Raw genomic sequence first — 21,538 nt, forward strand, 5'->3', positions numbered from 1 at the left:
CATGATGATTAACCCTTTTCTTGAAACTTTTTAAAAGTTATCGCTGATCTATTAACGTATTAAGCGCTAAAGATCTGAGATAGTTCTGTCGAACATAGGTGGTACTGACGAGGACAGTTGCGCCATGTTGTTAACATGCGGCGGTATTTCTCTAACATTGGCATTTGGCTGTTGAAATGGTGATCAGCTTTGTCGAATTGAGGGTAAAGACCTTCAGAATCTACAAGGAAACGCACGTAATGCACGATTTGAGCTTCAGATGCTATATCAAAACCTAGGAACTGAAGACGACGCTGGTCAACTTCAGCACGCTCTTGCTCTGCAAGCATTTTGTTCGACTCTTGCATAGCATGGTACATTTCCATGATGTCGATAATTTCACGACATTCAGCTTCAGTCAAACAACCGAATTCTTTGTTAAGTTCACGCATTTGGAGCTCGTAACCACGTTCTACAATCGTTTGTAGACGCTGGTATTTCGCCGAGTTCTCAGGGTTCATTTGAGACATTAGGTAGTATTGATTTGATAGAATTAGACGCTGAGCATTGGTCATTTCCATGGGATGAGCCTCACTAAAAAACTAAATGTTATATTCTTTTGTTGCAGTAAGAGTAACAGCATTCCTACGCGTGGAAACATGATCTCAACACAGATTTAATATGATTTTTTTAATTGATAAACAAAAGTTGTAAAGAAAAGTGAAAGGATAGTTAGCGCTAGAAAAGAAAACGCCCCAATCGAAATTGAGGCGTTTAAAATAGAGGTTGAGCATCGTCTGCAGTATTAGTATTTTACGTTTGAATGATACTGGCTAAGTACTGCAACAATCTCGTCCATTTTCTCTTTACTTGGCGGATTTGTACCTTCAAGAGGGTAGTCAAAGCCAAGCGCTTCCCATTTATGAGCACCAAGCTTGTGGTACGGAAGAAGCTCGACTTTCTCGATGTTATCCATGTCTTTAATGAATTCACCTAGAAGATGAGCATCTTCTGGTGTGTCGGTGTAGCCCGGAACAATCACATAACGAATCCAAGTTTTCTTGCCAATCTTGTGTAGGTAGCGTGCAAAATCCAGTGTACGTCTATTGGATACACCAATGAAATCGTGGTGAATCTCATCTCGCATGTGCTTTAGATCTAACATTACGAGATCAGAAGCTTCTAGAACTTCGTCAACCACTTCTGTGTGCTTACGAATGTAGCCGTTAGTGTCGAGACAAGTATGAATGCCTTCAGCTTGAGCTGCACGGAAAAAATCACGAACAAACTCTGGTTGTAGCATGGCTTCACCGCCAGAACATGTGATACCACCACCGGAAGCTTTCATAAAGTGACGGTATGATTTTGCTTCGTTGATGATCTCTTCAACTGTTACTTCTTTTCCATCATGAAGATCCCATGTATCGCGGTTATGGCAGTACATACAACGCATTAAGCAGCCTTGAAGAAACACAATAAAGCGGATACCAGGGCCATCGACAGTACCACAAGATTCGAATGAGTGAATGCGACCAGTTGTAGACATGAGCTATTCTCGTAGAGGAATTTATACCGTTTATTTTATTACAAAAACGGTACATAAAATAGGGTCAAATGGTAACGAGGCCCTTAAAAATAAAGGCAATCACCGGTCAAGGTGATTGCCTTTAATAAACTTGGAAAGTAAAGGATGAAAGCCCTTACTAGTGGCTAGAAAAAAGCAAACATGGTGATACCACCAGTGGTGTACACTGACTCTTTTGCTTCTTTGTAATCTGGTGTTTTTGCTGTTAGTGCGAAAGATGCACCAACGTATTGATTATACCAAGCAACACCCAATACAGCCGTTGCTTGAATGTTCTCTAAAGTAACATCGTAAATAGCTGGGTCTTGGTTATTTTTATTAGCGTACTCGTCAACACCTGAACGATCACCTTCGATAGTCAGGTCATTGAATCGGTAACGACCCTCAAGGCCTGCGTAAGTAAACCAACCATTGTTTGATGCACCAATCATACCCGGTCGGAATGGGTTTTCAGTAGTGATATTGGCCGCGCCAAAGTTGCCGCCTAAATCGGTACCCCAACGGAACATAAAGCCTGTTTGGATATCACTTCTAAAGTTACCTACATTGATTTCTGAGATGTTTGATATTTCAAAGTCTGTGTTCGCAATAGATTGGTTACGCATAAGATTGAAATGGCTTAAGTAACCGACGCTGCCAGCGTACTCGTCATCTATTTGATATTCCCAGCCCATAGGCTCGTCCGATTTCGTGATCGAGTGAACCAGTTTTTGAGCGTCTTCGGAAAGTGCACGCTCACCCGTTGTACCAAAGGTGATGTTAAAGCGTTGGGCTTGCTGTGGATGCAGGCTGATGTAATTGAACTCGGTATGCAGGTAACCTGCATATGGACGATCATTGGCTGAAGGTGTTTCTAGTTCAATATCCGAAGGCGTATACATTTTGTGGCCAATGGTGATTTCCCACTTATCTAAAGAACTTGCGCCCCAATAGGAAAGACTTAGTGGTTTGGCCCAATTGTAAGGAGTAATACTTGATGATGTGTAAGCCAGAAATAAACCGTTGGTATAGTCTTGGTCGACGCCAAAGATGCCATCGTTGTCTAACGCAAAAGTTAACGTAGAACGTTCAGATGCCAATGATGAAAAAGAGAGAAGGATCAGTGGTAAACAACGAAGGTATTTCATGTAGCAGTTACTCTAAAATTATGAACCGAGATAGTATCGTAGTTTGCATGAATTTGTGGAAAAAAAGTGAATGGAAGGGGGCTTTTTTGCTCAATCTAACACTTTGAGAGGTTGGTTAAATCAGTACGATTTATGTCAGATATAAAAAAGCCCCGCACATTGGCGAGGCTAATTAATATTACTGAATGGTCAGTTTAAGCGTTTAAGCTTATAGAGACTCAGTAAATGTACGTGCGATTACGTCAGCTTGCTGCTCTGAAGTCAGAGAGTTGAAGCGTACAGCGTAACCAGAAACACGAATCGTTAGCTGAGGGTACTTCTCAGGGTGCTTAACTGCGTCTTCAAGAGTTTCGCGGTTAAGAACGTTAACGTTAAGGTGTTGACCACCTTCAATGCCAGCTTCGTGGTGGAAGTAACCATCCATTAGGCCTGCAAGGTTAGCACGTTGGCTGTCTTGTTCTTTACCTAGTGCGTTTGGCACGATAGAGAACGTGTAAGAGATACCATCTTGTGCGTCAGCAAACGGTAGTTTACCTACAGACGTTAGTGAAGCTACAGCGCCTTTCTCATCACGACCGTGCATTGGGTTAGCACCAGGAGCGAAAGGAGCACCAGCACGACGACCGTCTGGAGTGTTACCTGTTTTCTTACCGTATACCACGTTAGACGTGATAGTAAGAACTGACTGTGTAGGGATAGAGTTACGGTAAGTCTTAAGCTTACGGATCTTGTTCATGAACGTAGAAACTAGTTCACAAGCAATGTCATCTACACGAGAGTCGTTGTTACCGTATTTAGGGTAATCGCCTTCGATTTCGAAGTCAGTTGCAATGCCATCTTCGTCGCGGATTGGTTTAACAGTCGCGAATTTGATTGCAGACAGTGAGTCAGCTGCAACAGATAGACCAGCAATACCACAAGCCATAGTACGACGAACGTCACGGTCATGAAGAGCCATTAGAGACGCTTCGTAGCTGTACTTATCGTGCATGTAGTGGATGCTGTTTAGTGCAGTCACGTATTGCTTCGCTAACCAGTCCATGAAGTGATCTAGACGGTCCATTACTTTATCGTAATCAAGAACAGCGTCAGTCATTGGAGCTTCTTTAGGACCAACTTGCATCTTAAGTTTTTCGTCCATACCGCCGTTGATTGCGTAAAGCATTGTTTTCGCAAGGTTAGCACGAGCACCGAAGAACTGCATTTGCTTACCAACGATCATTGGAGATACACAACAAGCGATAGCGTAATCATCAGAATCAAGGTCAGGACGCATTAGGTCATCATTTTCGTACTGGATAGAAGAAGTATCGATAGATACCTTCGCACAGAAACGTTTGAAGCCGTCAGGTAGTTGCTCAGACCAAAGAACAGTGATGTTTGGCTCTGGAGAAGGACCCATTGTGTATAGAGAGTTTAGGAAACGGAAGTTCGAACGCGTTACTAGCGTACGACCGTCGATACCCATACCACCCATAGACTCTGTTGCCCAGATTGGGTCGCCAGAGAATAGCTCATCGTACTCAGGAGTACGTAGGAAACGAACCATACGTAGCTTCATTACGAAGTGGTCGATCATTTCTTGAGCTTGGTCTTCTGTAATCTTACCAGCAGCGATATCGCGCTCGATGTAGATGTCTAGGAAAGTCGAAGTACGACCTAGAGACATTGCAGCACCGTTTTGAGATTTAACAGCAGCTAGGTAGCCGAAGTAAGTCCACTGGATAGCTTCTTGAGCAGTTTGAGCTGGCTCTGAGATATCGAAACCGTACTTCTCAGCCATTTGCTTGATTTGACCTAGAGCACGATGTTGCTCAGAGATCTCTTCACGCAATTGCATTGTTGCAGTAAGATCTTCGCCGTTCTCGAAACGCTCTTGTAGAGAAGCGAATTGAGCAGCTTTGTCTTTCATTAGGAAATCAATACCGTAAAGTGCAACACGACGGTAGTCACCAATGATACGACCACGGCCGTAAGCATCAGGAAGACCAGTCAGAACACCAGACTTACGACATTTTAGGATATCAGGAGTGTAGATATCGAAAACGCCAGCATTGTGTGTTTTGCGGTATTCTGAGTAGATTTTTGAAACCATTGGGTCAAGAGTTTCACCGTATGCTTTACAAGAACCTTCAACCATACGTACACCACCGTTAGGGATGATTGCACGTTTTAGTGGCTTCTCAGTTTGTAGACCAACGATAGTCTCAAGATCTTTCTCAATGTAACCTGCATCGTGAGCAGTAATGGTAGAGATAACAGAAGTATCGAAATCTACAGGTGCTTTAGTTGCGTTTTCCTGTTTGATACCTTCCATTACCGAAGACCAAAGCTTGTTAGTCGCTTCAGTACCCTCAGAAACTAGGAAAGACTCGTCGCCTTCATACGGCGTGTAGTTCTTTTGAATGAAATCACGAACGTTTACTTCGCTTTGCCACTCACCTGCAGCAAAATCTTCCCAAGCTTTAGCAAATTGCTCTGCCATGACATACCTACCTTTTTAGTAGAAAAAATACGTACATTAACACTGTTGAGCCAGCGCCCCTCGTAAGGGTAGTACACTCTTATTAATAACAATATATATGAGCATATAAGCGTCATATGGTTATATATATTGTCACTACCTTTTATATGTTGTCTTTACTCTATGCATTTAAGACTACGCTAAAAAATTCCTGCAAACCTTAAACTAAATCAATAAATGCCAAAAAAAGTTGAAAAAATTTGAGTGACAAGGGTTGCCACCCAAACTTTTTTTTAATCCGAATACTACTTATGTGTAGTAAGGACTATTATAGCCAAGCTTTCAGGCCATATTGACTTTCTAGCATACCAACCGCAAGCATTGCTACCAGACAGATAACCAAAACGCCGACAGGGATAACAATCTTGTCTACAAATGATAGACGCTTCGCACGTTCTTTATCACCAATTAGACCGTTGTTATCAAGAAGCATCGTTAATGCCCATGCTAATACTGGGTTAACAACCGCTGAACCGAAGATACAGATACCCGCTGCTTGAGAATCTTTTGAATCCTTGACCATTTGCATACCCGCTTCAAGTAGAGGTAGTGATACACCTACAAGTAGTGCTACACGCATTACTGGTGGCCATACTGCAACGTCCATTGGGAAACCAAGGATTGCAACAATAATACACAGAGAACCAAGCAAGATAGCGCCGCCAGGGATTGGACGTTTCGCGATTGCTGCTGGGATCATGTAAGTACCCCAAGAAGATGTGATGTTACCACCACCTACTGCAGTACCGACCATTTGACGAACAGAACACATCGTCATTGTGTCATCTACGTCCATCAGAACTTTTTCAGAACGTTTAGGGTAGTTCAGCTCTTGGAAGATACGGTGACCTAGGAAGTCTGGTGACCACATTGCTACTGCAAGAATAGCGAATGGTAGCGAAGCGATGAAGTGCTCAACATTTGGCAAGCCAAGCATCCAACCTTCAGAAGTCGAACCCCACCAGTAAACTGGGTTTAGGTTTGGAATGCCCATTTCAGTTTCGAACACGATATCGAAACCAGCGCCTAATGCTAATGCAATAGCAAGGCCTGTAAACGCACAAACTGGAATAGCTAACCAACGCTTGTTCACTTTTGCTAAGAAAGCGTAGATAGCAATAGTAATAGCAAGAACGATAAGACCCACGTAACCCATGCTACCCGCTTCAACAGTAGAAGATTGAAGACCAACCGCCCATGCTTGAATTGAGTTGATTTGGCTCATGGTACCGGTTAAGCCTAAGAATATGAGCAAGCCACCTGCTGTACCTTCAGAAGTTAGGTTAACAAGTTTAGATCCGCCTTTTAGGAAACTTAGGATGAGACCGAACACACCGATCAGGATGGCCAATGCAAGAGGGTGAGCACCAGCGAGAGCGATGGTACCGATAAGAGGGATCATTGGGCCGTGGTTGCCGGCAAGGTTTGCTTTAGGGTTAAAGAAACCAGAAGCAAGGATACAAAACAGTAGTGCAGGAATAAGCATTTCTACACGAGCGACTTCAATTGCGAAGTCTTTACCTAGGTTTACGTGATCCCAAGCTTGAGTTAGGCCATCAGCCCACGACATCATTACTGCAGAGTACATCGCAATGATACCAATAGTACCAGCAAGTGCAGGAACAAGATCTTCAAGTTCAAAGCGGAAGTCACGACCTGGAAGGTTTAAACCGAAGCGGCGAGGCTTCATGATTTGAAGTTCGTGATCTAGATAATCTGAGCGGCTCTCAAATTCAGAAGCAGGACGGTGTAGCTCTTTATAGCTTTTCTCTTCTACTTCAGAGTTCGCATTATTGACAACGTCTGACATAGATTCCTCATATTTTTATGTTAGTAATTCTAAAATTGAATTCTATAAGTTCGCGTAATTGCGTTATTTCTTAGTTATAACTCATTAACATTATGTTGCACGGTTTTGCTGTGCTTTATGCAGTTAAGTTAAAAGAAATGTTTGGCATTTTTAATGCCTTATTTTGTGTTGAGGAGTCTAACAAGCTTACCCTTTAGGGTGATTGATCTTGATCACTTTATGAGTGTATGTGAAAGAAAGCTACAAAACGCAGCGATTCATTAACGTACCGTTGATAAAAAGTGTAATTTGTTTTCACAAACTGATGTTTTCATCGTCCTGTCACAGTTCTTATCCTTTGTGCATTCCATTTTTAATGATTGGCTTACTTTTTGCTTAATCATTGATAGATATTTAATTTTGGCGAGCTGTTGCCACAAACAGGACGAAAATAGATGAAAAAGACATTAATGTTGCCACTAGCGGCAATGGTTTCAGGGTTACTTGTTGGTTGTGGCGGTGGAAGCAGCGGCGGTGACGGTGGAGGTGGCGGAGGAACTCCCGCAGACAATGTAACGCTAGAGTTCATACAGATGTACACATCTCCGTCAGTACAAAGTAGTTGTACTTTATTCAAAGTTGATGACATTAGTAGCCCTACACAGTACACGTATGCCAAAGTTGCTCAAGACTTAGTGGTATATATCCATGACGCTGAAGGAAGTGTAACAGATACTTTGAGTCCTAATTCATCGGGCAAACTCACCATCAACAAAAACACGATGGATGACGAAGGTTTTATTACAGTTTTAGATTCACCTGGAGAAACTGATTACTTTTACAAGGCACTATCCATTCAAAAAGAAGCTTTGGAAAGTCAGCTGATTAAAGTGGGAAGAAACCAAGGTAACGTACGTTGTTATAAGGATAATCAAGCCAGAAATACGGTTAACGGCGATGTAATCGTGTCTACCATAAATGCGCAGGCAGATAGTTACCAATATCTCTCAACTTTTGGAGATGACTCAATCACTCCGTCAAATTCGGTAACCGTCACGGCTTATGATAATGAGCCAGTTTTAGTTAAAGGTTACTTCTCGGGTGGCTTAAATGGGTACAGTTTTGTCGATTCGATAGGCGCTTCATCATCTATTGCTGAGTTAGAAGGCTTAGATACATCATTTAATTGGTCAAATCAGTTATCGACTCAGTTATCTTCATTAACCATCAACGTAGATCAAGATGGTTATAACTATGAGTGGTTTAAGCCAGACACAGCATCTGTCGAAGCATTCGAAATATCATCTCTTATTTCGCAACGTTCATTCATTGCAACGGGCACGTTGTCTTTGAATTGGGACTTCCACATTTCAGGAAGTTTTTCGGATACTTTGGATGTAAATACATCAGATAGTTTGACTATCTTAAATGTATCGCCAAATGTGTCTCAATCAGGAACAACAGATATCATTGAAATTACAGGTGTGAGCTCAGCAGAGAGACTAGTTGCCAGAGGGAAATATACGCTAAGTTCAACAAGTCCAATAAAGACACTAGAACACATTGTAGTTTCTGAGTTGAACAATGGGCGAATTATAATCCCTGATCTTGGCTTAGCTGATTTAGATCCTCAGTCTCCGGGTTCATTATCAGTAACCGTATTTGAGACAGGGACCCTTGAGGATTCGGTAGTTCAAAGTTTGGTTAGTCAATATGAAGATGTTGATACTGTAGCTTCGGTAATAGCACCAGCAGATAGAACGGAGCATACTTATAATGTAGAAGTTTCGGAGTATATGTCTGTGACAAGGTAATTGACGTCACGCTGTTCACAAAAATAAAACATAAAATGCCCCTTAATTGGCAACACCTATCATTTAAGGTGTTTAGATCGCACAGTGTAGCGAGTCTTACTAAAACGAACGGTCCTACCTTTGGGCCGTTTTTGTTTTTCGGGCAAAATATAACGTTTCACTCGCTCTCTCATAGCTCGCAGCTTTTTGGGAATAGAACCTGGAGAAGCGATAGCACACCACATTAGCTCATCTTGAATATCTCGAAGTGCCATCGTAAAGCTTATCCTAAGTGGTGAGACTTCTGCCTCTTTTGCTATTCGGCTAATCTCCAGACGGATTAAGTTATACGCGATAAGGATACCCCATACCTCTTGCTTTACACCCTCTACAGATTGACTGCGGAGCAGAATTTCATCTTCAAGCATGTCATGCTTAATCTCGCCATAACTCTTCTCGATTTCCCACCTTTCGAAGTACACGTCTAATAATGATTTTAAACTGTATTTTCTATCTGTTAGAGAAGTCAGCAGCCCTTGTATATGATTGGGTTGTTGTTCACCATCATCGGGGTATAGAGCCAGCCTCGCTTTCCACGTTTCCGGGAGGCTCGGGTCTTGCTTTCTAGCTTGTGGAGAGACTTTCATCTCTACAATCAGATCTCGCCCATCATCATCGAGTTGCTCGATGGTTTCATACTTCACATTCGACTTTATGGGCGTCATCCAGTGACTTGTCCCATGCTCTCGTTGCCAGTTAAGCATAAGCTCTGCGCTCAGGTAGCAACGGTCAAAAATGGTCAATGAATTCGGGACAGCTGATGAAATTAAATCTTTTGCATAGCTAATTTCACCTTTAGAACTTTCCCCAAAAGCCACATCATGAATAAGTCGACTCCGTAGGGATGTGAGTGCGCACATTCGAACGATTGGATATTCAGTGTGCCTGTCTTTTCGGTAGTAAACATATTGATAATGCTCAGCTAAGCTTGGGTTATCGTGCGTTCTAAACTGTGTGCCATCAATTGAAAATAGGCTCAAACCATTCCATTTATCACCCGCATCTTCCGACTGTGTCCAGTGCTTTGCTGTGATTGAGAATAATGACTCTAAAGGTTTAGCGGTGAGGCGCTTTCTCGCCTGGGGAATCGCACTAGGTGCAATAGACTCACCCAATGAGTTAGACAATTTGAGGTCGAGTTTATCGAGTACATCGGTAATCGGTCTATCTCGATAGAGACCAATACCAACGACTAACCATACAACAAGTTCGGCAGGTAACTTTCTACGACGCATACTCGCTTTGTTCGTTTCAGATAAAGCTTGGTTTATCCAATCTAGCGGAAGGTCTTTTTGGAACAAAGAAAGAGATTCTGGATTAGCAAAATCGTCAACATCGATTAACCAGTGTGACAGCATAAAAAATACCCTTAAACAGAAGTGCTTAAGGGTATTGTCAACCATCTGCAGGATCGTTCAACTGATCAGGAAAATGCTTAAATGATCAGTGTTACCTTAATTGGGGCTTTTTAATAGATCGCATTCATTAAATTGAGGGGAAAACGCTACCTTTTGCATAATAAGTCAGAGTGAATCGCTATTTATTCCAAATTATTAGGTTAATAATTTGTTGCATGTTAATCCGTGTGGTGCTAGTTTGTATCGCATGAAAAGGTCGGAGTACCTTGCATTTTCACAAACTTGGGAGAGAAAGCGCATGAAAGATGTATCAGCGCTGGACATAAAGGATTTACACAAGACGTTTGGTCAAAATGAAGTTTTAAAGGGAATTTCACTTTCTGCGCATAAAGGCGATGTAGTATCGATTATCGGATCTTCAGGGTCGGGTAAAAGTACTTTCCTTAGATGTATCAATCTTTTAGAGACACCTACTGCTGGCGAGATTTGGGTTAACGGCGAATTAATTCAGATGAAAAACAACCGCCAAGGTGTTTCTGTGCCTGCTAACGAAAAACAAGTACAGCGAATCCGTTCTCGCCTAGCCATGGTTTTTCAGGGTTTTAACCTATGGTCTCACCTGACTGTCCTCGAAAATGTTATTGAAGCACCTGTCCATGTCTTAGGTGTACCTAAAGCTCAAGCGATTGAAAATGCAGAGCTACTGCTTAAAAAAGTAGGTTTGTATGAGCGCAAAGATTACTACCCAGGCCATTTGTCTGGCGGGCAACAACAACGTGCTGCGATTGCAAGAGCGTTAGCCGTTGATCCTGAAGTGATGTTATTCGATGAGCCAACATCGGCGCTTGACCCAGAGCTAGTAGGTGAAGTTCTTGGCGTAATGCGTGACTTAGCAGAAGAAGGAAGAACCATGCTTGTGGTAACACATGAAATGGCTTTTGCTCGTGATGTATCAAACCATGTGATGTTTCTCCATCAAGGTTTAGTGGAAGAACAGGGCGATCCAGCTAAACTGTTTACGGAACCTAAATCTGAACGATTACAACAATTTATCTCTTCGATTTACTAATCAGAATTGAAATGCCGTCGCCAAGGTAAACAGCGGCGGTGTGAACAATGAAACACAACAAGTACAGTAATAACAAACACAATATTAAAAACTAGCAAAACATAAAAACCTAAATCACAGGAGTAGGGATATGAAAAAGTGGTTATTAGTCGCGGCACTTGCTGCAACTGCTGCAACGGGCGTAGCTCAAGCAAAAGAATGGAAAACAGTACGCTTCGGTATTGAAGGTGCTTATCCTCCATTTAGCTGGACAGAAGCTGATGGTTCACTGAAAGGCTTCGATGTTGATATGGCTAACGCGCTTTGTACTGAAATGCAGGTGCAGTGTAAGATCGTTGCACAAGATTGGGATGGTATTATTCCTTCTTTACTTGCTCGTAAATATGATGCGATCATCGCGGCAATGTCTATCACGGAAGAGCGTAAGAAAAAAATCGATTTCACTGGTAAATACGCACTTATCCCAAATAAGTTCATCGCTAAGAAAGGCGCAGGCCTTAACTTTGACGATCTAAGTGGTCAAAAAATTGCGGTTCAACGTGCAACAACCCACGATAAATACCTGACAGATAACTACGGTGACACAGTAGAAATCGTTCGTTACGGTTCATTCGATGAAGCTTACCTTGATCTAGCAAACGGCCGTGTTGCTGCTGTACTAGGTGATGCATCTGCTCTAGAAGAAGGTGTCCTAAACAAAGCTGGTGGTGAAGACTACGAGTTTGTAGGCCCATCACTAACGGATCCTAAGTGGTTCGGTGAAGGTTTTGGTATTGCTCTACGTAAGCAAGACAAAGATCTGACTAAGCAATTAGATGCGGCAATCCTTTCACTTCGTGAAAAAGGCATCTACCAAGATATCGCTGCTAAATACTTCAACTACGACGTATACGGTCAGTAATCTCTAGCGCCAATTCTTAAGGGAGAGGCTCTCCTCTCCCTGTCTTACCAACTTTTCGCAGTTCTGTTGGAATTCATTATGTTTGATTTACAAGGATATGAAGCTTCGATCCTGAAAGGGGCGGTGCTTACAATCGAAGTTGCCTTGCTGTCGCTAATTTTAGCTATGGTTCTTGGTATGCTAGGTGCCTTAGCAAAACTCGCGCCTTATCGTTGGGCTCGCGCTATCGCAACCCTCTATACAACCGTCATTCGAGGCATTCCTGATCTAGTCTTGATGATGCTGATTTTCTTTGGTGGACAAATCCTTCTAAACAACAGTTTGTATTCCATCAATGAATGGCTCAATGAGTGGTTCACATCAAGTGATCCTAACCACGAATGGACCGCTTACTTACCTGATTATATCGATGTCAGCCCATTCATTGCTGGTGTCTTAACCATTGGCTTTATCTTTGGCGCTTACATGGCTGAAACTTTCCGTGGAGCAATCATGGCGGTTGATAGCGGTGAAATGGAAGCAGCAAAAGCTTATGGCATGGGCCCTGTCTTAGCATTCCGCCGTATCCTATTACCGCAAATGATTCGTCACGCATTGCCAGGTTTCGGTAACAACTGGTTGGTTCTACTCAAGACTACCGCGTTGGTTTCCATTATCGGTTTAGAAGATATGGTGCGTGTTAGCGCATTGGCGGCGGGTTCAACCAAAATGCCATTTACCTTCTATATGACAGTGGCACTTATCTTCCTATTCTTCACCAGTGTTTCGACGGGCTTACTTAAGTTGGTTGAACGTAAATTCAGCATCCACGCGAGGTAGTTATGGACTTTTCATTGATAATTGAAAGCCTGCCGATTTACCTTAGTGGTTTATGGACAACGGCTTGGATGGTTTGCGTAGCTTTGATCATTGGCTTATGTGTAGCCATACCATTAGCTATCGCTCGTAACAGCCCAAATATGCTGATTAACGCTCCTGCTTGGTCGTTCATCTATTTCTTCCGTGGTACGCCATTATTGGTGCAGTTGTACCTGATTTACTACGGAATGGATCAGTTCTTCCCTGTAAAAGATACACTATGGGAAAATGCATGGTTTTGTGCTTTGGTGGCATTCATCCTTAACACATCGGCATACACAGCTGAAATCATTCGCGGTGCGATTAACGGCTTACCAAAAGGTGAAGTTGAAGCAGCAAAAGCGTATGGCATGAGCACACCTAAGACATACCGACGTATCATTCTGCCAAGTGCATTACGTCGTGCATTACCGGCTTACAGTAACGAAGTTATCTTTATGCTTCACGGCTCAGCCGTTGCAGGTATTGTGACGATTATGGATCTAACGGGTGCAGCTCGTTTGGTTAACTCTCGCTACTATGCTCCGTTTGAATCTTTCCTAACAGCAGGTCTGTTTTACATGGGGTTGACGTTTATCATCATTGCGATTTTCAAATTCGCAGAGAAACGTTTCTTAGCTTACTTAAGACCACTTAGCTAATTACACATCATAATTAACAAAACGGCGCTTCTATAGCGCCGTTTTTTATGAGCAGATTCTGTTGCTGTTGATTACTTAAACGTCGACCAAATTGGTGCGTGGTCAGACGGCTTTTCGATGCCACGCAGTTCGTAATCGATGCCTGCTTCAGTACACTTATCAGCAAGCTTCTGAGTCGCAAGTACTACATCAATTCGTAGGCCGCGGTTGTCCACGAAACCTTTCGAGCGGTAGTCAAACCACGAGTATTGGTCGTTTACTTCAGGGTGCAGTAAGCGGAAGCTATCCACAAAACCCCAATCCATCAGTGTTTTCAACCATTCTCGCTCTTCTGGTTGGAAAGAGCACTTACCTGTTTTCAACCAACGTTTCGCATTAGGTTCACCGATGCCGATGTCTGCGTCGATAGGGCTGATATTAATGTCGCCCATCACAATGACTTGTTCGTCTTTGTTGTGGTAGTCATTTAGGTAAGTCATCAAGTCTTTGTAGAACTGGCGTTTGTACGGGTATTTGGTCTCGTGCTTGATGTTGTCCCCTTGAGGGAAGTAACCATTTAGCACGGTCACCTTCTCACCATTTTCATCTTCAAACGTCGCCATGATCATACGCTTTTGATGGTCTTCATTGTCAGTAGGAAACCCTTTCTGCACAGAGATAGGCTCTTGCTTACACAACATTGCCACACCGTAGTGGGCTTTTTGACCGTGGAAGTAAACCTTGTAGCCCATTGCTTCAACATCAGCAATTGGGAAGGCTTCATCGTGTACTTTTATCTCTTGCAGGCCAATCACGTCGGGTTGGTGTTTGTCGATAATAGCTTGCAGTTGGTGAAGGCGGGCTCTAAGGCCGTTGATGTTGAAGCTGATTACTTTCATTTGTTTTTATACCTCTCGTAAACCTTTGTCACTGCTTGTCTTTAAAGGTTTTTTGATTTGGTGGATTTCATGGTTCATCGTATTTAACCGTGCTTAATAATTTATGTCGCCACTTTGTAGAGACAAAGTGGCGACATAAAATGATGTGAATACTTACAGTTACGTAGAATCTATTGAGTCTTTAGTAAATCAAAAAAGAAAGCGTATTCAAGTGCGTATTCTTTCAATCGCTTAAATCGACCAGAAGCGCCACCGTGACCGGCTTCCATATCGGTTTTGAATAGCAACACATTGTTGTCTGTTTTCATCTCACGCAACTTCGCGACCCATTTCATTGGCTCAAAGTACTGTACTTGTGAGTCATGGAGGCCTGTCGTTACCAACATGTTCGGGTAGCTTTGCACTTTTATATTGTCGTATGGTGAGTAACCCAACATGTAGTCATAGTAGGTTTTATCGTTTGGGTTGCCCCATTCATCATACTCGTTGGTGGTTAGAGGAATCGATTCATCAAGCATGGTTGTCACAATGTCTACAAACGGAACATGTGCACCAATACCACGGTACAGTTCTGGTGCTTGGTTGATGATTGCTCCCATCAATAGACCGCCAGCAGAACCACCAACAGCGAACACTTTATCTTTTGCGCCGTAGCCTTCTTCAACAAGCCCTTTGGTTACATCAATAAAGTCGTTGAACGTGTTTTGTTTGGTCAGTTTTTTGCCATCTTCATACCAAGGGCGACCAAGCATTTCTGAGCCGCGGATATGTGCGATTGCATAAACAAAACCTCTATCCAGTAGGCTTAGGCGAGTTGAACTGAAGGTCGGTTCCATAGTAGATCCGTAAGATCCGTAACCATATTGGTAGATTGGATTAGTGCCGTCTTTCTTGAACAAGTCTTTGCGATAAACCAAAGAGACAGGTACTTGCTTACCATCGCGAGCCGTAACCATGATTCGCTCTGATTGATAGTTATCTGCTTCGAAATCACCTAATACTGGTGTTTGCTTCTTGATTTCAGACTCACCCGTACTTAGGTCGAAATCATAATAAGTACCTGGTGTGGTTAAGCTGCTGTAATAGATACGAACTTTTGAGTTATCTAATTCATAGTTACTCGTTAGGTAAGCGGCAAATGCGGTGTCGTTGAATTCAAGTGGGAACTCGTTGCCTGTTGAGAGTTGGCGAACTTTCACTGTCGATAAGCCACCCGCACGTTGCTCGTAAACAAGATGGTCATCAAACAACTCGAAATCAACAAGCTGAGTATTATCGTCTGCTGGGATGACATCGACCCATTTTGAGCGGTCATGCACGTCTTTGGTTGTGACTTTCATCAAACGGAAGTTGACAGCTTGGTAGTTGGTGTAGATGTAATACCAATCACCTAGCTTAGCGATGCTGTACTCAATGCCGATCTCTTTTGGGTAGAAAGCCTCAGCTGTAGCCTTTGGGTTGTTGGCATCTATGACTGAAACACCGCTAGTTTCTGTGCTCGAGTGCCAAATGTAGACCTGTTCACCATCTTTGCTTTTACTCAAAGAGGTGTAGTAAGCGCTATTGGTTTCTTCGTAGATTAACTCATCGCTTGCCTGATCTGTGCCTAAAACGTGGCGGTAAACTTGATAACCTAGCAATGTTTGTGGATCTTTCTTGATGTAGTAAAAGGCTTGGTTGTCGTTTTGCCACGCGATAGCACTTGAAGCACCTTTAATTTCGTCTTTTAGGTACTCACTGGTTGTGAGGTCTTTGATCTTGATGGTGTAAATGCGGCGACTCAGTGTATCTTCGCCGTAGGCCAACAAATTTTCGTTTGGACTAACCGTTAAACCGCCAATACTGAAGAATTCATGCTCTTTTGCCAGTTTGTTAACGTCTAAGATGATTTGCTTGTCTGTGCCTACAAAGTCTTTTGCACGTAAGTGAACTGGGTATTCGTTGTCACCTGTGACTTCATTCGAGTAGTAGTAGCTGCCTTTTCGAACCGGTACCGAATTGTCGTCTTTCGCGATTCGGCCTTTGATCTCTTCGAATAATTGTTCTTGTAATATTTCCGTGTGTTTCAACACGGTCTTTGCGTACTGATTCTCTTGCTCTAGGTGCTGTAAGATCTCTGGATCTTGGCGTTCGTCATCACGCATCCAGTAGTAATCATCGATTCGGGTGTCACCATGAATCGTCATTGCATGAGGGACTTTTTTAGCAACGGGTGCTTGAGTTTGCTGAACGATGAGTTGTGATTGAGCGTAATGGTTCATGGTTGGTATTCCTTGATTGCTGCATCCGGCGACAAGTGCGACCGATACGGCTAATGTGGTTAAAGCGAAACGCATCTGTATATCCTTAGTGTGCACCTTACTCGTTTTAATGCCAGCATCCTTTAGTGGTTAGTTTTCTTCCAGTGATGTTAGTTATAATTGGATTCTGGATAGGCACTTTCAGCGCAAGTGTCTGTTATTGTTTTTAAAAAATCAAAGTAATGTTAAATGAAATTGCTGATAATTGAGAGTGGAAGGAATAGATGTGAAACAAAAAAGGACACACTTTTCAGTATATCCCTCTTCGTTGTTTGGGCAGGGTTCGAGTTTTACTTTAGATAGCCAATGGCATTTCGTTTGAATGGTCAGGTTTACGGTTAACCCAATGTAAACCAAGCATGGCGATGAATGACATTGCAATCATCAAGCAACCGAGTGGCAGTTGGTCTTGAGTAGGGAAGAACGATGCCAATAGTGTTGCGATGCCAGCGCCTAGGTTTTGCATACCACCGAGGATCGCGCCCCCTGTACCTGCGTGGAATGGGAATGGCGAAAGCGCTCCCGTTGTTGCAGCTGGAAATAAGATACCAGCGCCTAAGAAGTAAATCGTTGCACCGCCAATCAAAGTTAATGCTGTTGTTTGACCGAATAGACCCGGTATCAACACCACTGTTGAGCCTACCAAGATAGCAACTAGACCAACATTCAGTACGCGGCGCTCAGTACGACGTTGTGCGATGTAACTAGATAGGCCTGCACCGACTAAGTAACCCGGAATGGGTAAGACAAACAACAAGCTTACTGTAGTTGCAGGTAATCCAAGTACGCCGCCAAGCAGCACGCCTGCCGCTGCTTCAAATACGGCTACGCCCGCGAATGTTGCGACTAGCACCAGTAAGAAACCTTGGAAACGTTTGTCAGACAGAACGAATTTGTAGCTGTTGGCAACCGATTCATGCTTGCGTCGTTCTCTTGGCAGTGTTTCCATCATGCTCGTCATCATGGTGATCACAACAGCGATGCCAAACAGCGCAAGGAACAAGTAGCTAGAACGCCAGCCGAAAACTTCTGTTAGGTAACCACCCAATACAGGAGCCATCAATGGTGAGAAAATCACACACATGCTAATTAAGCTGTTTGCACGGTGTAGTTCTGCGCCTTCAAAACAGTCGCGAGTCAATGTTCGAGACATCGCACCGCCACAACCGATGCCCAAACCTTGGATAAAGCTACCCGCTAAGAACCATTCATATTCGTGAGCGAATAATGCCACCAAAGTACCGATGATGTAGATGACCAAACCAATCACGATGATTGGCTTACGGCCTAAGCGATCAGAAAGAGGGCCGTAGACAAATTGTGACAGACCATAAGGGATGAGGTAACACGCCATCACGGCTTGGAGTGAAGACGCAGAAACTAAGAACTCACCCGACATCTGACCGATAGAAGGCACGTACATCGTTTGAGTCATTTGACCTACGGCAGTCAGGATTGCGATTAAAAAGGTAAGTTTCGCTAATGGAAACGAGGCAGACATTTGCGTATCTCTCTAAAAATTAAAGACGTAAAAAGCCTTAGCGCTCCTTTGAGGAGAGCCAAATGAATAAAGTGTTCAGGGAATCTAGGCGCGAGATATTAGATCTTGAATGCCGAGTTAGCAATCAAAAATTGTGAAGTTGATCAAGATAAAAATCTATAGTTTGGATTATTAAAACTAATCCGAAGTTGTTGCGATTTCAAGATGAAAATGCGGCGTTGGATTCCTTGAAATGTTTATGCTCTGGCTATGTTCAAGGTGTTAGATCAATAGCCACATAACCTATGAATATCTGAGTACATTATTTTGAGATCGCAGAAACAAAAGATCAAAAATGCGGCCTATTAACATTTATGTAAACTTTCGTTTTATATGTGTGCAATTTGTGCTGTAATCATCTGCTAAGCTATTCGTCAAACTTATTTACATTGTGCTCGTTAATTCATCTCAATGTGATAGTGACGGTTATGGAAGTCTTTTGGCTTAAATAAGGATATTAAATGCGCTCTCTATCGGTACAGTGGAAAATTACTCTGTTTGCAGGCTGCTGCTTAATCATTACTTCACTGTCTCTTATTGGTTTCTCGATCTATAACGCAACGAGTAATCAACAAGTCATCAAATCTCAAAGTTCAGAGTCGGTTATTAACAAAACCGAGCAGCTTTTGGCGTCGGTTTCTCAACTCAATGCTCAAGAAACACAACGTTATGTCGACGAAGCTATCTATCGCGCTGAGATGTTAGCTGCCAGTGCTCAGTTTTTAAAGAACAATGCTGACGAAAACTTTACGCCAAGTGAAGAGTTACGTACGGCATTAGATGAAATGGTGCGTCGTTCAGTTCTTAATTTTGACTCAATTCAAGGTGCATATTTAGTTTTCCAACCTGATTTACTTGATGGTGAAGATGCTAATTATGTCGATGCTGATTATGTTGGATCTAACGAAAAAGGTCGTTTTGCACCGTACTGGAAGGTAGCTGACAATGGTGAGAATGTTCTTTCGAACGTAATTTCAGAATCTATATTGAGTGATGGTAGCAATAGTGAACGCTTTTATTGCCCATTGTCATCGGGTCAAACATGTATCAGCACCCCAAGAGTGGTAAACAGTGGCGGTACAACGTTACTTACTTCTTCAATCTCAGTGCCTATTTTGGTTGATGAGGTTGCTATTGGTTTCTTAGGAATCGATTTAAGGCTTGATGGTTTGGTTAATGTGGTGACTCAATCTGATCAAAGCTTGTTTGAAGGTGCAGGCGCGGTTTACGTTGTGAGTCTAGATGGTTCCGTTATCGCTTCTGATGATCAAAGCATTGCTGTTGGTTCCAACTTCCAAAGTGAAAACACAAATGGAGACTTGATGACCGACTTTATATTCGGTGGTGAAGTGACGACTCAGTGGAGTGAGAGTGGTGAGTGGTTACTCGCATTCGCGCCTGTTTTCGCAGCCAACCAAACTTGGGGTGTGTTGTTTGAAATCCCGCGTGAGAGTGTGGTCGCTGATGCGAGCAAATTGGATTCAATCATTAGTACTAAAGTAAGCGAAGGTATCCAAACGGAAGTCATTGCTGGCGTCATCTTTATTCTTTTTGGTTTAGCTATTATCGCATTTGCTTCATTGTCTATTGTTAAGCCTATCCGACAGGTAGTCGACAGGCTCAATGATATTGCTTCTGGTGAAGGTGATTTGACTCAGCGTTTAGAAGTGAAATCTCAAGACGAAATTGGTCAGTTATCGCAAGGGTTTAACCTGTTCTTAGACAAGCTTCAGCACACGATTAAAGAAGTGATTCAAACTACTGAGCAAGTCGCGAGTACGACAAGTCAAGCTAAGGCATCAGCATCGAGTACACGTGAAAGCAGTGAATCTCAATTTAAAGAAGTCGATCTAGTGGCAACAGCCGCAGAAGAGATGACTCAGACCGCTGGCTTAGTGGTACAAAATGCAGAAGTTGCAGTTGATGCTGCTTGTGAAGCGAATCGTTCTGCTCGACAAGGGCAACAAGTCATCGAACTCTCAGCTGGAGAAATGAGAAAGCTGGTGGAGCGTATGTCGAGTGCTGTTCCTATTGTTGAAGAGTTAGCTAAAAATAATGGTAACATCACCGAAATCTTAAGTGTTATTGAAGGGATCTCTGAGCAAACTAACTTGCTAGCCTTGAATGCTGCTATTGAGGCGGCTCGTGCTGGCGAACAAGGTCGAGGCTTTGCTGTTGTTGCGGATGAGGTAAGAAACCTCGCAAGTCGCACACAGTCATCGGTTGGTGAGATCAGAGCGGTGATCGACAAGGTTCATGCTGGAACTCAAGATGTTGTCGAAGCGATACAAGAAGGTAATATCTTAGCCAACGATACTGCGTTACATGTTCAAAATGCAGTTGAAGATCTTGGTTCGATTTTCACTTCAATTGAAGAGATCAGCGATATGAATAGCCAGATCGTGAGAGCAGCAGAAGAACAGCAATCTGTTTCAGGTGAAGTGAATCAAAGTGTGGTTAACATACGTGACTTAAGCGCGAAGATCTTGGATCAAGCCGCAGCTTCTGAGCAAGTGGGTAGTGAAATCGAGCAACTATCTCAACAGCAACAGAAATTGGTGAATCAGTTCAAGGTCTAGTAGTTCAAGGCCTAGATGGTCACGGTTTAGCTATTTTAGTTTAGTTAACGGTTGAATCGAAAAAGGGACAAATGAAGATTTCATTTGTCCCTTTTTGTTTGCCCAGCGAAGCTGGCAAACCCGTCAGGTTGAAAGAAACCTGAATCACCCCGACTGAGGGGAAGATAATCCGAATCGCAAGGGCGTTGTTGGCTAACGGCAGGGTCTGAAGGAAGCGATAGGAAGTTAGCAGTACACAACGCAAGTAAACCTGCTTCGGCAGTATAGGTGGGTAAGCGTCCGAAATAGCGCGAAGCCCTATACTCAGTCAGACCTATGCTGTGCTTGAGGGTGGCATTGTTAACAGGGAGCCAGTGCAGTAACTGGGGAAGCCTGACACCACATCCAGACAGTCTGGAAGCACAAACTCGAAGCGAAAGCTAAGAGGTGTGTTGGTGCGAGGTGGCAGATGAATCCGTAGTAGTGAGTAAGGCTAAGCCAGAGAAGCCCAGTAATGGTGTGGAGGAGAAAACTTAGCTGACCAGCAGCATCAAGTCTGATGGAGCACTGAAATGCCA

Annotated in this window: 15 protein-coding genes; 6 read left to right on the plus strand and 9 right to left on the minus strand. The window is 43.0% G+C overall.

The window, feature by feature from the left end:
• Positions 1-59 precede the first annotated feature (59 nt).
• The 5 genes from OCW38_RS05150 to OCW38_RS05170 all read right to left on the minus strand — a co-directional run bounded on the left by OCW38_RS05150 (position 60) and on the right by OCW38_RS05170 (position 7,025).
• Positions 60-560, minus strand: a complete 501-nt coding sequence (locus OCW38_RS05150; RefSeq protein ID WP_010437350.1) for a YfbU family protein — start codon at positions 558-560, stop codon at positions 60-62.
• A 224-nt stretch (positions 561-784) separates the two neighbouring features.
• Positions 785-1,525 (minus strand): pyruvate formate lyase 1-activating protein, encoded by a 741-nt coding sequence (gene pflA, locus OCW38_RS05155; RefSeq protein WP_010437353.1) that lies wholly within the window; start codon positions 1,523-1,525, stop codon positions 785-787.
• 164 nt (positions 1,526-1,689) lie between these two features.
• On the minus strand, positions 1,690-2,691 hold the full coding sequence (locus OCW38_RS05160) for a lipid A deacylase LpxR family protein (protein ID WP_010437355.1): 1,002 nt from the start codon (positions 2,689-2,691) through the stop codon (positions 1,690-1,692).
• Positions 2,692-2,899: 208 nt separating this feature from the next.
• Positions 2,900-5,176, minus strand: a complete 2,277-nt coding sequence (gene pflB, locus OCW38_RS05165; RefSeq protein ID WP_010437357.1) for a formate C-acetyltransferase — start codon at positions 5,174-5,176, stop codon at positions 2,900-2,902.
• Positions 5,177-5,483: 307 nt separating this feature from the next.
• On the minus strand, positions 5,484-7,025 hold the full coding sequence (locus tag OCW38_RS05170; RefSeq protein ID WP_016767646.1) for a DUF3360 family protein: 1,542 nt from the start codon (positions 7,023-7,025) through the stop codon (positions 5,484-5,486).
• 434 nt (positions 7,026-7,459) lie between these two features.
• On the opposite strand from OCW38_RS05170, the gene OCW38_RS05175 reads away from it, so the two are divergent.
• A complete protein-coding gene (locus tag OCW38_RS05175; protein ID WP_102313437.1) occupies positions 7,460-8,818 on the plus strand; it encodes a flagellar sheath protein A in 1,359 nt (452 codons plus the stop codon).
• A gap of 59 nt (positions 8,819-8,877) precedes the next feature.
• On the opposite strand, the gene OCW38_RS05180 is transcribed toward OCW38_RS05175, so the two are convergent.
• Entirely contained in the window at positions 8,878-10,215 is a 1,338-nt protein-coding gene (locus tag OCW38_RS05180; RefSeq protein ID WP_261893540.1) for an IS4 family transposase, read from the minus strand.
• A 298-nt stretch (positions 10,216-10,513) separates the two neighbouring features.
• Between OCW38_RS05180 and OCW38_RS05185 the strand changes: the two genes are divergently transcribed.
• The 4 genes from OCW38_RS05185 (at position 10,514) to OCW38_RS05200 (ending at position 13,684) form a co-directional block, all read left to right on the plus strand.
• A complete protein-coding gene (locus OCW38_RS05185) occupies positions 10,514-11,284 on the plus strand; it encodes an ABC transporter ATP-binding protein (RefSeq protein ID WP_261895320.1) in 771 nt (256 codons plus the stop codon).
• A 130-nt stretch (positions 11,285-11,414) separates the two neighbouring features.
• Entirely contained in the window at positions 11,415-12,185 is a 771-nt protein-coding gene (locus OCW38_RS05190; RefSeq protein ID WP_010437364.1) for an ABC transporter substrate-binding protein, read from the plus strand.
• A gap of 78 nt (positions 12,186-12,263) precedes the next feature.
• Positions 12,264-13,004 carry an ABC transporter permease gene (locus OCW38_RS05195; RefSeq protein WP_004736534.1) on the plus strand — a complete coding sequence of 247 codons (741 nt, stop codon included), beginning with the start codon at positions 12,264-12,266 and terminating at the stop codon, positions 13,002-13,004.
• A gap of 2 nt (positions 13,005-13,006) precedes the next feature.
• Entirely contained in the window at positions 13,007-13,684 is a 678-nt protein-coding gene (locus tag OCW38_RS05200; RefSeq protein WP_004736535.1) for an ABC transporter permease, read from the plus strand.
• Between the two features lie 71 nt (positions 13,685-13,755).
• Here the strand turns inward: OCW38_RS05200 and xthA are convergent, their stop codons facing one another.
• The 3 genes from xthA to emrD form a co-directional block, all read right to left on the minus strand.
• Positions 13,756-14,562 carry an exodeoxyribonuclease III gene (gene xthA, locus OCW38_RS05205; RefSeq protein WP_010437369.1) on the minus strand — a complete coding sequence of 269 codons (807 nt, stop codon included), beginning with the start codon at positions 14,560-14,562 and terminating at the stop codon, positions 13,756-13,758.
• Between the two features lie 170 nt (positions 14,563-14,732).
• Positions 14,733-16,898, minus strand: a complete 2,166-nt coding sequence (locus OCW38_RS05210; protein ID WP_081275285.1) for a S9 family peptidase — start codon at positions 16,896-16,898, stop codon at positions 14,733-14,735.
• Positions 16,899-17,157: 259 nt separating this feature from the next.
• Positions 17,158-18,363 carry a multidrug efflux MFS transporter EmrD gene (gene emrD, locus OCW38_RS05215; protein ID WP_065612495.1) on the minus strand — a complete coding sequence of 402 codons (1,206 nt, stop codon included), beginning with the start codon at positions 18,361-18,363 and terminating at the stop codon, positions 17,158-17,160.
• A 500-nt stretch (positions 18,364-18,863) separates the two neighbouring features.
• Here emrD and OCW38_RS05220 point away from each other — a divergent pair, with 500 nt between their 5' ends.
• A complete protein-coding gene (locus tag OCW38_RS05220) occupies positions 18,864-20,981 on the plus strand; it encodes a methyl-accepting chemotaxis protein (RefSeq protein ID WP_016767641.1) in 2,118 nt (705 codons plus the stop codon).
• Positions 20,982-21,538 lie beyond the last annotated feature (557 nt).

This window comes from Vibrio cyclitrophicus (assembly GCF_024347435.1).
In the GTDB taxonomy this organism is placed as follows: Bacteria; Pseudomonadota; Gammaproteobacteria; order Enterobacterales; family Vibrionaceae; genus Vibrio; species Vibrio cyclitrophicus.